Here is a 12,794-nt window from a genome sequence, read left to right as displayed (position 1 = left end):
ACCCGGCCGGGGTCGGCCCCCCCCCGGGCGGGTGGCGCGGGCGGGCCCCCCCGGGGCCCGCCCCGCTCCGCGAACTCACCCCTCGTACTCGGCCCCGGAGGCGGGCGGCGGCTCCGCCGCCAGCGCAAGCACCTCGTCGTCGGTGAGCAGCCGGGACCGGATCAGGAAGCGCACGCCCTCCGGCGCCTCCAGCGAGAACCCGCTGCCCCGGCCGGGCACCACGTCGACCGTGAGGTGCGTGTGCTTCCAGTACTCGTACTGGTCCGCGCTCATCCAGAACGGGGTGTCGCCTGCGACCCGGCCGAGCAGCACGTCGGCCGCGCCGACCCGGAACTCGTTGCGCGGATAGCACATCGGAGCGCTGCCGTCGCAGCAGCCGCCCGACTGGTGGAACATCACCGGCCCGTGCTGCGCCTCCAGCGTGCGCAGCAGCTCGGTCGCCGGGTCGGTGAGCTCCACCCGGGGCACAGCCATCAGAAGAACCCCTGCTTGTTGGGGGAGTAGCTGACCAGCAGGTTCTTGGTCTGCTGGTAGTGCTCGAGCATCATGCGGTGGTTCTCCCGCCCGATGCCCGACTTCTTGTAGCCGCCGAACGCCGCGTGCGCCGGGTAGGCGTGGTAGCAGTTGGTCCACACCCGCCCCGCCTTGATCTCCCGGCCCAGCCGGTAGGCGGTGTTCATGTCCCGCGACCAGACGCCGGCGCCGAGCCCGTACAGGGTGTCGTTGGCGATCTTGAGCGCCTCGTCCACCGAGTCGAAGGTCGTCACCGAGACGACCGGGCCGAAGATCTCCTCCTGGAAGATCCGCATGTCGTTGCGGCCCTTGAAGATGGTCGGCTCCACGTAGTACCCGTCCGGAAGGCCGTCGACCGCGCGGGTGCCGCCGCCGGTGAGCACCTCGGCGCCCTCCTGCCGCCCGATGTCGATGTAGGAGAGGATCTTCTCGTACTGGTCGTTGCTGGCCTGCGCGCCGATCATGGTGGCGTCGTCGAGCGGGTTGCCGCTCACGATGGCCTCGGTGCGGGCCACCGCGCGCTCCATGAACTCGTCGTAGATCGAGGAGTGCACCAGCGCGCGCGAGGGGCAGGTGCAGACCTCGCCCTGGTTCAGCGCGAACATGACGAAGCCCTCGATCGCCTTGTCGAAGAACTCGTCGTCCGCGGCGGCCACGTCCGGCAGGAAGATGTTCGGGCTCTTGCCGCCCAGCTCCAGGGTGACCGGGATGATGTTCTCGCTGGCGTACTGCATGATCAGCCGGCCGGTGGTGGTCTCGCCGGTGAAGGCGATCTTGGCCACCCGCGGGCTGGAGGCAAGCGGCTTGCCCGCCTCGACGCCGAAGCCGTTGACCACGTTCAGCACGCCGGGCGGGAGCAGGTCGGCGATCAGCTCGACCACCTTGAGGATGGAGGCAGGGGTCTGCTCGGCGGGCTTGAGCACGACGGCATTGCCCGCGGCCAGCGCGGGCGCCAGCTTCCAGGTGGCCATCAGGATCGGGAAGTTCCACGGGATGATCTGGCCGACCACGCCGAGCGGCTCGTGGAAGTGGTAGGCGATGGTGTCGCCGTCGATCTCCGAGATGCCGCCCTCCTGGGCGCGCAGCGCACCGGCGAAGTAGCGGAAGTGGTCCACGGCGAGCGGCAGGTCGGCGGCCAGGGTCTCGCGGACCGGCTTGCCGTTCTCCCAGGTCTCCGCGACGGCGAGCGCGGTGAGGTTCTCCTCGATCCGGTCGGCGATGCGGTTCAGGATATTGGCGCGCTCGGTGGTCGAGGTGCGGCCCCAGCCGTCGGCGGCCTGGTGCGCGGCGTCCAGCGCGCGGTCGACGTCGGGGGCGGTGGAGCGGGCGACCTCGGTGAAGGTGGCGCCGTCCACCGGGGAGGGGTTCTCGAAGTAGCGGCCCTCCGCCGGGGCCACCCAGTCACCGCCGATGAAGTTGTCGTATCGGCGGGCGTATTCGACGACGCTGCCCTCGGCTCCCGGCTTCGCGTAGATCATGGCGAACGACTCCTCGCTGTTGGCGACAGTGAACCCACGGCGCACGGCCGTGACGCGTGTCACTATGCGCCACCGAGGTTGGCGAAACGTTGACGCCGGGAAGCGGGCGCGCCGCCGTGCCCGGCGCCCCGCGCGGGCCGGGCAGGTCGCACCGGCGCGGTGCGGTCGCGCACCGAGATGGCGCGGTTCAGTCGCGGAGGGCGGAGTGCAGCCGCGCCGCGGCGATGGCGCGGCGGGTGTCGCCGGGTGCGAGCAGGCCGAGCGCGTGCTCGTGCACGGCGATGTCGTCCGGGGCGAACTCGCCGTAGCGCAGCGCGTGGCCGGGGTCCGGGCTGGAGAGCACGGCGGTGCGGATCGCCACCTCGAGGTGATCGCGCCAGGTGACGATCCCCGGGGTGTCCGAACCCGGCAGCAGCGGCCCGCGGTAGAGCTCGACGGCGGCGCCGGTGTCGCCCGCCTCCAGCGCGGCGAGCAGCTCGACGGCGTCGCAGGCGGGCGGGTGCGCCAGCCGGTAGACCCGGCTGCTGATCTCCCCGTCGGTGGCCCGGCGCAGGTACGACATCTCCGATTTCAGCGTGCTCGTCCCGACCGGCCGGTCGCCGTAGACGGCGAAGTGCAGCCGCTCGTGCGTGAACCCCTCCGGCTCCAGCGCCAGCAGCGTGAGGATCTCCAGGTGCCGGGGCCGCAGCCGCACCGGCCCGCCCGCGCGCACCAGCTCGGCGCCGCCGAGGCAGCGCAGCCGCCCGCCCGGCGCGGCGGGCGCCCCCGCCCGAACCCGCGCCTCGATCGCGCTGGCCAGCGCCATCGCGGTGGACATGGCGAGCGGGTGCGCCCGGTCCCATGCGGTGGAGAGGTCGAGCACGCCGAGCTGCCTGCCGTCCGGGCCGTGGATCGGCGCGCAGTAGCAGACCCAGCCGTGTAGCGCGGCGACCAGGTGCTCGGCGGAGAAGACGGTGTGCGGCCGCTCGGTGCGCAGCGCCAGCGAGAGCGCGTTGGTGCCCATGTGCGGCTCGTCCCAGCGGCCGCCGGGGGCGAAGTTCACCTGTTCGGCGCGGCGGCGCATGACCGGCCCGCCGTAGGACCAGAGGATGGTGCCGCTCTCGTCGGTGACGGCGGCGACGAAACCGGAGCCGTCGGCCACCGCGCGCAGCTGATCGGCCAGCTCGAGCACGGGGATGCGCAGCGGGGACTCGGCCCAGCGGGTCCTGACGTCGACGGCGTCGCCGGGTGCGTGGTCCCTGGCTGGATCGACCGTGCGCAGCGAGCGCGCCCAGGACTGCGCGACCGCGGAGTCGAGCGCGCCGGGCCGCGCGAGTTCGCCGGGGGGCCGGATGGCATCCGGGCCGGGCACGCGGGGGACCCGGCGGGTCCACTCCGCTTCGAGGGCAGCTCGTCGCTGCGAGAGGCTACGTCGTTGGGCCATCCCGCGATCCTGAGGTCGTTGGTTCGATGGTGCGCCGAACTCCATTCTGCCCCGGCGCGGCACCGCACGGGCCGGAAACCCGGCGCGAGCGGGGGCGGGCCGGGAAACGGCCCGCCGACCGCGCGGCGGGTCAGTCCTCCGCGTCGCTGTTCGCGGCGCGGTAGGCCTGCTGCACCTCGGCCGGGATCCGGCCGCGGGCGGAGACCTCGAACCCGTTGTTGCGGGCCCACTCGCGGATCGCCGCGGTCTGCTCGCGGTTGTCCGCGGACTTGGCGCGCGGGGCGGGGGTCTTCGGCTGGCGCCGCCTGCCGCTCACCCGGCGGGCGTGCGTGGCCCACGCCTCCAGCTCGTCGCGCAGCTTCTTCGCGTTGGCGCTGGACAGGTCGATTTCGTAACCGATTCCGTCGAGCGCGAACTCGATCGTTTCGTCCGCGACCGACTCGCCGTCGAGATCGTCGATGGTCTGGACGATGACCTTCTTGGCCATATTGTTGTGCTGCCCCTTTCCGGATGCCGGATTCGACAGCACGACATTACATCCCATTCCGCGCCCCGCGGTGCCGCATACGCCTTTGCGGGTGGTTCCGGCAAAGGCGCTCCGGCCTTTCGGCAATCGATAGCGAATTCGCACCGGAGCGGAACGCCGAATTCGCGCCGGTGGCGGCCTCGGGGAATTAGCGAGGGCCGGTGACCCAATTCACAGCGGTGTTGCGGTAGGGATCGCGTGTGGCGATGAGTTCAGGGTAATAGCCGAGCAGGCGCAGGTGGCGCCCCCCGGCCCGGGCAGCGGGCCACGGGACGAGCGCTACGCGGTGGAGAGGGGCACAGGCCATGTCGATGTTCCCGGTGTTGCTGATGATCCTTGGTCTTCCCGTGATCGCGGTGGTCGCCTCGTATCTGACGGTCGGCGCCACCTTCTGGCTGGAGGCGCGCCGCGCCGCCGTCCGGGTGCCCGAGCGGCCCGTCGGCGGCTGACGCGCTATTCCGGGCTACCCCCGGGGAGCCGCCGAATGGCTCTTGCGCCCGTGCGTGCGGCGCGCTTCCTTCATCTCCGCCTCGAATAGGTGGCGCCTGCCGTCGAACAGCTCGTCGCGGACGTCCTGTTCGATCTCCCGGAACTGCGCGTAGTAGCCGTCGTCGAACTCCTCGACGATCTGGAAGGTCCAGCGCCCGGGCAGCACATTCCGGCCGATCAGCTCGCGCTCGATGCGCTCGGCGATCTCCGGGTGCCCGGCCGCCCTGAACTTCGACACCGCCTCGTCCAGCCGCAGGTCGGCGCCGCCGATCAGCTGGTGCAGCTCGTAGAGGTGACCCCTGGCGCGCTCGATGGTCTCCAGCGCCTCGGAGAGCATGCCGCCCGCGGCGACCGTCGCGTCGTCGACCCCCGGCGGACGGCGATGCTCCGGGGACGGGCGGTCGGTGATCGCGGCGCTCTCGGTGGCTGTCTCGGTCATGTGGCGTCCCTTCCTCGATCGTCCCCTGCACTGTGCGCCCGATATACCCGCTGGCCGGGCCATGAATCCGGGGGTGCCGCGGCCGCCGGTGCGATCACCCGGCCAGTGCGCCGCCGCCGATCGACAGGTAGGCCAGGAACAGGACGAGGGCGAACCAGCCCGCGCCCTGCCAGATCGGCCAGCTACCGCCGCGCCGCCAGACCAGGAAGGTCTGCACGAAGGCGCCGATCCCGCCGAGCAGCAGGGTCACCGCGGGCGCGAGCAGCGTGACGCCCTGCGCCGCGGTGTCGCAGAGCATGCGCTCGCCGGAGCACTCGGCGCGGCCGCTCGCCCAGAGCACGCAGACCCCGAACACCGCGGCGGTGACCACGAGGACGGCCGCGAGGTAGCGAGCCGCGCCGCGCACGGCGCCCGGGTCGTTCCAGCGCTTCTCGACATCGTTCACCACGTGTCCGGTGATTGCCGGAGGGGCTCGTGGCAAACATTGTGCACAACTGAATGGCTCGCTACTGGCGAAATTCGCAGACCGCGCGGTATACCCGGCCGACCCGGCACGCCCGGGTCGGCCCGGTGCGTACAGTGCAGCTATGTCCGAGGCACCGTTGCCCGATCTTGCCCGAGAACCCGAATTCCGCCCGCACCGGAGCGCCCCCGCCGGGGCCGCGCTACCCGCCGCCGACCCGCTCTCGCTCACCGCTCAGCTCTGCTTCGCGCTCTACTCCACCTCCCGGTCGATGACCGCGGCCTACCGTCCCTTCCTGGACGAGATGCGGGTGACCTACCCGCAGTACCTGGCGCTGCTCGCGCTCTGGGAGCGGCCGGGCATGACCATGCGCGAACTCGGCGAGAAGCTGCACCTCGACTACGGCACCGTCTCCCCGCTGATCCAGCGGCTGCAGGCGCACGGCCTGGTGGAGAGCGTGCGCAGCGCGCACGATCGCCGCGCCGTCGAGCTGCGCGCCACCGAGGCGGGCCGCGCGCTGCAGCGTCAGGCCAGGCGCATGGTGGAATCCGTGCTGGCCGAGGTCGATTACCCGCTGGACCGGGTGATCGCGCTGCGCGACGAGGTGAAGGCGCTCGGCAAGCGCCTCGACGCCATCACCGCCGATCGCCAGCACGCCGCCGAGCTCTCCGCGCTCGCCCCGGAGCGGCTACGCCCGCCCGCGGTGGCCGGCGCACGCGGCTGACCACGCGTCATGTCACAGTGGGAGAAACGCGATCCGCGCCACGGTTTCCGTTCGGCGCGGCGCGTGAATCCGATGTGATGTGACTCGTGTCGCCGTGGACGGGAGGTCGGTCCGATGACAGCGCAACAAGTTCGGCGCGCGCTGCCCGAGACCGAGCCGCCTGCCGACCCGGTGCTCCCGTCCAAGGACGAGCTGCTGGCCGCGCTGCGCGGCCACTACCTCGCCGGGCCGCTCTGCCGGGAGGCGCACGCTATCGCCGAGCTGCACCGGGCCCGCCGTCGGCTGCCCGCGCGCGCCGCCGAATTCGACCGGGACCGCGCCGATCTGGTGCGCCGGATCGACGGCTGGGCGCGGCGCAACCTGCCCGCGCCGCGGGCGGAGGCGCGGTGCCACCCGGACCCGCTCGGCGCCGTGATCGACCGGATGGCGGCGGCCTCCGAGCGCGCCTTCGACCTGCTCATGACCATCGACCCCGGTAGCGACGAGATGCACGCGGCCTGGACCACGCTGGCCGAGCAGGAGATCGGCTACGGGGAGCTGGCCGCGGCGCTCGAGAGCGGCTGGCTCGCGCTGCCCTCGCGCTGAGCCGCGGTCACGGCACGCGGTTCCGGGTGCGCCGCGGTCGGGGCGCCGACATTCGCTGTGCCGCGGCCGCGGCGCGGGACTACGGCGGCGTCGCTGTCAGGGGGGACTGCCGCCGCGCCGTTGCCAGAGCGCGGGACTGCCGCGGCGCCGTTGTCAGGGCGCGGGACTGCCGTCGCTGTCAGGGCGCGCAGTTTCCGGCGCCGACGGGGGTGCCCGCGCGCCAGCGCTCGCCGAGCTGCTCGAGGACGTCCGGCAGCCCGGAGGCGTAGCCGAGTTCGCCGCGCTCCTCGTCGACCCCGAACACCACCCCGAGCACCCGGCCCTCGGTATCCACCAGCGGCCCACCGGAATTGCCGCCGCGGATCTCGCCCGCCACCGCGTAGAACTTCCGCTCGACGCCCGCGGTGCGGTAGATGTCGCGTACCGGGCGCTGCACCCGGCTGCGCACCCGGGCCGCGCTCGCGGTGTACGGGCCGCCCTGCGGGTAGCCGAGCACGACGGCGTCGGCACCCGGCTCGGCGGGCAGCGGCGCGATCGGCACCGGGACCGCGGTGAGCCCTGGCACCGCGAGCACCGCGATATCGATGGCGGGCTCGAACTGCACCACCCGGGCGTCGAGCGGGCCGTCGGCGGTGTCCACCGAGATGTTCGTGGCACCGGCGACCACGTGCGCGTTGGTCAGCACCCGCTGGGCCGCGATCACGAAACCGGTTCCGGTCTGGCGCAATCCGCAGTCCGCCGCGATGTCCCGGATGCGGAGCACGCTCGGTTCCAGCGCGGCGGTGAGCGGCAGCGCGGCGACGGCGGGGTCGGGCTGCTCGCGGGAGCGCCCGGTCTCCTCGCGCGGCCAGGCCGATGCGGCGGGCAGCCCGGCGTCGCGCAGCGGCTCGGCGATCCGCTCCGGCAGGTCGGCGGCCCAACCGGGGGCCAGGTCGGCCACGGTGCGGAGCACCACCGAGCCCTGCACCGCCTGCGCCTGCGCGGAGCCGGCCAGGGTGCCCGCCACCAGCCAGACCAGCACCGGTACCGCGGCGGCGTGCGTGACCGCGCCGCCGACCGCATCGGCCCTCCTGGTTCCGCTGCCGCGCACGGCATCCCGCGCCGAGCGGCCGATCCGGTGGCCGATCAGCTCGCCGGTGACCAGGAAGATCGCGACCACCGCGATCACCACGGTGAGCCGGGGCCAGCCCGGCTGCACCCGGTGCAGCACCCCGCCCGCGAGCAGCGCGCCGAGCACGGCACCGAGGACGACCCCGGCGAAGCCGAGCAGCCCGACGATCGCGCCGCGCCGCCAGCCGGCCAGCGCGGCGAGCACGGCGGCGACGAGCACGACGAGATCGAGCCAGATCGCCACCGTCACGCCGCGTCTCCCGTCCACCGGCCCGAGCCGACCCACCGCCGGGCCGACCGCGCCCGGCAACCGCGGGCCGCTCGGAGGTCGGCTACGGTCACGCCGTCAAACTAGCGACCCTTCAGCGGGGCAGCAACCGCGCCGCGCGGCGCGCGTACGCCCTGACGTCGGCATCGCTGTCGTGCACCGCGCGGGCCAGCGCGTCCTGCGCGTCGTCCCGCTCGGCACGAGCGCTCACCGACAGTACCGCCGCCTTGCGCACATCCAGGTGCGGATCGCCGAGCGCGGTGCTCAGCGCCGGGATCGCGGCGTCCGGATCGGCCCCCGCCAGCCCCTTGGCCGCACCGACCCTGACCTGCCACGCGGTATCGGAGAGTGCCCCGATCAGCAGGGCGACGTCATCCCCCGGCGCGGGCGCCCGCTTGCGCGGCGCCGGTGCGGACGAGGCGACGGCTTCGAACGGCCCCTCGGCGCCGAGGGGGCCGAAGGCGGCGAGGGCGGCGGCGCGGACGAGGGGGTCCGGGTCGGCGGCGAGGGTGCGAATGACCCGGCGCGCGCCTGCCTCGACGGCGACCGAGCCGATCTCCGCCAACCCGTGCGCGACGACCACGCGCACCTCGCGGTTGGGGTCGCCCGCCAGCGCGGCGACGCCGGCAGCCTCGTCCAGCGAGACCAGCCCGCGCACCGCCTCCAGCCGCACCCGGTGGTCGGGGTCGCGCGCCGCACCGGCGAACCAGTCGGCCGAGCCACCGCGCAGCGCGCGCACCAGGTCGACCACGGTGGCGCGCACCCCGGCGTCCGGGGAGCCGATCCGCTCACGCAGCCCGGCGTGCTCGGGCAGCACCTCCACCAGCTCGCGCAGGCTGTCCGCCGCGGCTCGGCGCACGGTGACCGCCGGGTCGTCCAGCGCCGGGATCAGCGCACCGGCGAAGCCGTCCGGCGTGTGTTCGGTGAGCACCGAGAGCGCGGCGACCCGCACCACCGGGTCGGGATCGCGCAGGTACGGCTCCAGCTCCGCCACATCGGGCGCGTCCAGCGCGAGCAGCGTGACGATCCGCGGCGACGGCGCCTCCTCGCGCAGCACCGGCTCGATTCGCTCCGGCGCGGCCTGCGCGCCGCCGCGGACCGCGACCGGCTCCGTGGCACGCACCGGCACCTCGGCGGGCACCGCGCCGGGCACGTCGTCGAACTCGGGCACCGGGACCAGGTACGGCGCCACCGCGCGCTTGACGAACTCCATCTCGCCCGCGCCGTTCTTGCGCAGGTTCAGGTGGTAGCGCCAGTCGACGTCGTCGCGCTCGGGCAGGTCGGCCCGGTCGTGGTAGAGCCCCCAGCGCGATTCGGTGCGGGTCAGCGAGCTGCGCGCCGCCATCTCCGCGCAGTCCCGGATGAACGACACCTCCGCGGCGCGCATGAGTTCGTGCGCGGTGCGCGCCCCGATCCCCTCGACCTCGGCGCGCATCCGCTCGAAGGTCTCCACCGCGAGCGAGAGCTTGGCCGCGGTCTTCGGCGGCGCCACGTAGTCGTTGACGAAGCGGCGCAGCTTGTACTCGACCTGCGGCTGCGGCGGCCCCTCCGGGTTGCGCAGCGGGCGGTAGATCAGCTCGTGCGCCGCCGCCAGCTGGTCGGCGGGCAGCTCGGCGGGCGCGGCCTGCTCGGCCAGCGTGGATGCCGCGTGCTCGCCTGCCAGATCGCCGTAGACGAAGGCGCCGATCATGTAGTTGTGCGGCACGCAAGCCAGGTCGCCCGCGGCGTACAGCCCGGGGACGGTGGTGCGGGCGTGGTCGTCCACCCAGACGCCGGAGGCCGAATGCCCGCCGCACAGCCCGATCTCGGAGATGTGCATCTCGATGTCGTGCGTGCGGTAGTCGTGGCCGCGATTGGCGTGGAAGGTGCCGCGGGTGGGCCGCTCGGTGGTGTGCAGGATGCCCTCCAGGGTGGAGAGCGTCTCCTCCGGCAGATGCGACACCTTCAGGTAGATGGGGCCGCGCGCGGACTCGATCTCCCGCTTGACCTCGGCCATCATCGCGCCCGACCAGTAGTCGGAGTCGACGAAGCGCTCGCCGTGCGCGTTCACCTGGTACCCGCCGAACGGGTTGGCGACGTAGGCGCAGGCCGGGCCGTTGTAATCCTTGATCAGCGGGTTGATCTGGAAGCATTCGATCCCGGAGAGCTCCGCGCCCGCGTGGTAGGCCATGGAGTAGCCGTCGCCCGCGTTGGTCGGGTTCTCGTATGTGCCGTACAGGTAGCCGGAGGCGGGCAACCCCAGCCGGCCGCACGGGCCGGTCGCCAGGATCACCGCCTTCGCGCCGACCGTGACGAACTCGCCGGTGCGCGTGTTCAGGGCGGCGGCGCCGACCGCGCGGCCGTTCGCGGTGAGCACCCGGACCGGCATGAGCCGGTTCTCGATCCGGATGCGCTCGCGCATGCTGCGCTGGCGCAGCACCCGGTACAGCGCCTTCTTGACGTCCTTGCCCTCCGGCATGGGCAGCACGTAGGAGCCGGAGCGGTGCACGCGGCGCACCGCGTACTCGCCGTAGGCGTCCTTCTCGAACTTCACGCCGTACCGCTCCAGCCGCTGCACCATCGCGAAGCCGCGGGTCGCCGTCTGGTAGACGGTGCGCTGGTCGACGATGCCGTCGTTGGCGCGGGTGATCTCGGCGACGTAGTCCTCCGGCTCGGCCTTGCCCGGCACGACGGCGTTGTTCACGCCGTCCATGCCCATGGCGAGCGCGCCGGAGTGCCGCACGTGCGCCTTCTCCAGCAGCAGCACGTTCGCGCCGCGCTCGGCGGCGGTGAGCGCGGCCATGGTGCCCGCGGTGCCGCCGCCGATGACGAGGACGTCGCAGTCGAGGCGGATCGCGTCCGCGAGGTCGGGGATCGCCGGGGTCGGCGCGGGCGCGGTCATGAGCGGCCTCCAACGGTCGGGGGGTGCGGAAGGGCCGTGCACCGGAGCCGGGCGCGGCCGCCGGACGCGGCGACCGTTGGCCGTGCTCGTGCCGGAGCCGGCGGAAGGGCCGTGCACCGGAGCCGGGCCCGGCCGCCGGACGTCGCGGACCGGGGCAGTGCTCGTCCCGGTGCCGGGGGAGCGGAGTCGTGGTTCGCGGCGCGCGGCGCGGGGCCGGTCGCCGAGCCGCCGGATTCGGGACCGGGCGGACAGCAGCCCGTCACGAGAGCGCCGCCAGGATCTCGGCGCGCGCGGCGGAGCGATCGGCACCGGTACGCGGCTCGGGGATGTCGACGAGGGCGCGGAGCGGCTGCCCGGCCCGGCCGAGCACGGCGACCCGGTCGCCGATCAGCAGCGCCTCGTCCACGTCGTGGGTGACGAAGACGACGGTGGCCGGGTGCGTGTTCCAGGTGTCGATCAGCAGCCGCTGCACGGTGGCGCGGGTCTGGGTGTCCAGCGCGCCGAACGGCTCGTCCATCATGACCGCGCGCGGCGCCCCGGCCAGCCCGCGGGCCAGCTGCACCCGCTGCCGCATACCGCCGGAGAGGCTCTTGGGCAGGAAGTCGCCGAACCCGGTCAGCCCGACCTCGTCGATCCACCGCTCGGCCGCCGCCCGCCGCCCCTGCCTGGGCTCGCCGCGCAGCTTCAGCGCCAGCTCGATATTGGCGCGCACGGTGCGCCAGGGCAGCAGCGCGTTGTCCTGGAACACCACGGCGCGGTCCCGCGAGGTGGTGCGCACCGGCTCGCCGTCGGCGAGCACGCGCCCGGAATCCGGCGCGAGCAGCCCGGCCAGCGCGCGCAGCACCGTCGACTTGCCGCAGCCGGAAGGGCCGGTGAGTACAAGGATCTCGCCCGGACGCACGTCGAGGGTGAGCCCGGCGATCACCGGGTCGCCGCCGTAGGAGAGGTGCACGTCGGCGAGGCCGAGCCCGATGCCGGTGCGGTTCGCGGTGGTCATCGCGCGTTCTCCGCTCCGCGCGGCAGCCAGCGGGTGACCCGCCTGCCGAGCAGCTCCACGGCTGCCGACGTGCCGAAGCCGAGCACGCCGATGGTGATGATGCCGACGAAGACGCCGGGGTAGTCGACGATGGTGTACGCCTGCCAGGTGCGGTAGCCGACGCCGAGCCGCCCGGAGATCATCTCCGCCGAGATGACGCAGATCCACGCCACCCCGATCCCGACCGAGAGCCCGCCGAACACGCCGGGCAGCGATCCGGGGAAGACCACCCGCAGCAGCACGTCCCAGCGGCTGCCGCCGAGCGTGCGCACCGAGTCCTCCCACAGCGTCGGCAGCGCGCGCACCGCGTGCCTGGTGCTGACCATGATCGGGAAGTAGGCGGCGAGGAAGGTGATGAAGACGATGCCTGCCTCGTCGTCCGGGAAGAGCAGGATGGCGATCGGCACCACCGCGATCGCCGGGACCGGGCGGGCCAGCTCGGTGAGCGGGCCGAAGACGTTCGCGAACACCCGCGAGCGGCCCAGCGCGATCCCGGTGAGCACGCCGGCGACGGTGGCGAGGCCGAAGCCGCTGAGGATGCGGAGCAGCGACTGCGCCAGGTCGAGGAAGTAGGTGTCGGTGCCGAGTTGGCGGCCGAAGGCGGTGAGGATCTCGGTGACCGTCGGCAGGGTGTCGAAGCGGAGCCAGAACCGGACGTCGTTCGCCGTCAGCAGTTGCCAGACGCCGATCGCGGCAATGACCGAGACCAGTTTGGTCAGCCGGCCGGGCCAGGGGGAGCCGGTGCCCTTCGCCGGTGCCGGGGTGAGCGCGGCCGCAGCCGGGCCCGCCTCGACCAGCGCGGGCGCCGGGTCCGGCGCGACCGATCCGGGTGTCGGGGCCGCCGCGACCGATCCCGGCG

At 73.6% G+C, this 12,794-nt stretch carries 13 protein-coding genes; 3 read left to right on the top strand and 10 right to left on the bottom strand.

What is annotated here, in order from left to right; genetic code table 11:
- Nucleotides 1-75 precede the first annotated feature (75 nt).
- From ACFUJ1_RS28825 to ACFUJ1_RS28810, 4 genes are all read right to left on the bottom strand, one after another.
- Entirely contained in the window at nt 76-474 is a 399-nt protein-coding gene (locus tag ACFUJ1_RS28825; protein ID WP_378650465.1) for a DUF779 domain-containing protein, read from the bottom strand.
- Nucleotides 474-1,991, bottom strand: coding sequence for an aldehyde dehydrogenase (gene adh, locus ACFUJ1_RS28820; RefSeq protein ID WP_378650471.1), 1,518 nt, complete (start codon nt 1,989-1,991; stop codon nt 474-476). Before adh ends, ACFUJ1_RS28825 begins: the two co-directional genes overlap by 1 nt.
- Nucleotides 1,992-2,178: 187 nt before the next feature.
- The gene (locus ACFUJ1_RS28815) at nt 2,179-3,414 is read right to left on the bottom strand and encodes a transcriptional regulator (RefSeq protein WP_378650464.1); all 1,236 of its coding nucleotides are present in this window, start codon (nt 3,412-3,414) and stop codon (nt 2,179-2,181) included.
- Nucleotides 3,415-3,544: 130 nt separating this feature from the next.
- Nucleotides 3,545-3,901, bottom strand: coding sequence for an Lsr2 family protein (locus ACFUJ1_RS28810; RefSeq protein WP_378650470.1), 357 nt, complete (start codon nt 3,899-3,901; stop codon nt 3,545-3,547).
- Nucleotides 3,902-4,245: 344 nt separating this feature from the next.
- On the opposite strand from ACFUJ1_RS28810, the gene ACFUJ1_RS28805 reads away from it, so the two are divergent.
- Nucleotides 4,246-4,389, top strand: a complete 144-nt coding sequence (locus ACFUJ1_RS28805; RefSeq protein ID WP_378650463.1) for a hypothetical protein — start codon at nt 4,246-4,248, stop codon at nt 4,387-4,389.
- Nucleotides 4,390-4,403: 14 nt separating this feature from the next.
- On the opposite strand, the gene ACFUJ1_RS28800 is transcribed toward ACFUJ1_RS28805, so the two are convergent.
- Nucleotides 4,404-4,868 (bottom strand): hypothetical protein, encoded by a 465-nt coding sequence (locus ACFUJ1_RS28800; RefSeq protein WP_378650462.1) that lies wholly within the window; start codon nt 4,866-4,868, stop codon nt 4,404-4,406.
- 94 nt (nt 4,869-4,962) lie between these two features.
- On the bottom strand, nt 4,963-5,316 hold the full coding sequence (locus tag ACFUJ1_RS28795; protein ID WP_378650461.1) for a hypothetical protein: 354 nt from the start codon (nt 5,314-5,316) through the stop codon (nt 4,963-4,965).
- Nucleotides 5,317-5,602: 286 nt separating this feature from the next.
- Here ACFUJ1_RS28795 and ACFUJ1_RS28790 point away from each other — a divergent pair, with 286 nt between their 5' ends.
- Both ACFUJ1_RS28790 and ACFUJ1_RS28785 read left to right on the top strand, forming a co-directional pair.
- Complete coding sequence (locus ACFUJ1_RS28790) at nt 5,603-6,055, top strand: MarR family winged helix-turn-helix transcriptional regulator (RefSeq protein WP_378615273.1); 453 nt, start codon at nt 5,603-5,605, stop codon at nt 6,053-6,055.
- Between the two features lie 114 nt (nt 6,056-6,169).
- Complete coding sequence (locus tag ACFUJ1_RS28785) at nt 6,170-6,640, top strand: DUF4254 domain-containing protein (protein ID WP_378650460.1); 471 nt, start codon at nt 6,170-6,172, stop codon at nt 6,638-6,640.
- A 178-nt stretch (nt 6,641-6,818) separates the two neighbouring features.
- Here the strand turns inward: ACFUJ1_RS28785 and ACFUJ1_RS28780 are convergent, their stop codons facing one another.
- The 4 genes from ACFUJ1_RS28780 to ACFUJ1_RS28765 form a co-directional block, all read right to left on the bottom strand.
- Nucleotides 6,819-8,000, bottom strand: a complete 1,182-nt coding sequence (locus tag ACFUJ1_RS28780) for a MarP family serine protease (protein ID WP_378650459.1) — start codon at nt 7,998-8,000, stop codon at nt 6,819-6,821.
- Nucleotides 8,001-8,112: 112 nt separating this feature from the next.
- A complete protein-coding gene (locus ACFUJ1_RS28775) occupies nt 8,113-10,899 on the bottom strand; it encodes a fumarate reductase/succinate dehydrogenase flavoprotein subunit (RefSeq protein ID WP_378650458.1) in 2,787 nt (928 codons plus the stop codon).
- Between the two features lie 259 nt (nt 10,900-11,158).
- The gene (locus ACFUJ1_RS28770; RefSeq protein ID WP_378650457.1) at nt 11,159-11,896 is read right to left on the bottom strand and encodes an ABC transporter ATP-binding protein; all 738 of its coding nucleotides are present in this window, start codon (nt 11,894-11,896) and stop codon (nt 11,159-11,161) included.
- Nucleotides 11,893-12,732 carry an ABC transporter permease gene (locus tag ACFUJ1_RS28765; RefSeq protein ID WP_378650469.1) on the bottom strand — a complete coding sequence of 280 codons (840 nt, stop codon included), beginning with the start codon at nt 12,730-12,732 and terminating at the stop codon, nt 11,893-11,895. The genes ACFUJ1_RS28770 and ACFUJ1_RS28765 overlap by 4 nt, the downstream gene beginning before the upstream one ends.
- Nucleotides 12,733-12,794: the final 62 nt, after the last annotated feature.

This window comes from Nocardia sp. NPDC057227 (assembly GCF_042669725.1).
In the GTDB taxonomy this organism is placed as follows: Bacteria; Actinomycetota; Actinomycetes; order Mycobacteriales; family Mycobacteriaceae; genus Nocardia; species Nocardia asteroides_A.
This window is presented reverse-complemented; position numbering and strand designations above follow the sequence as displayed.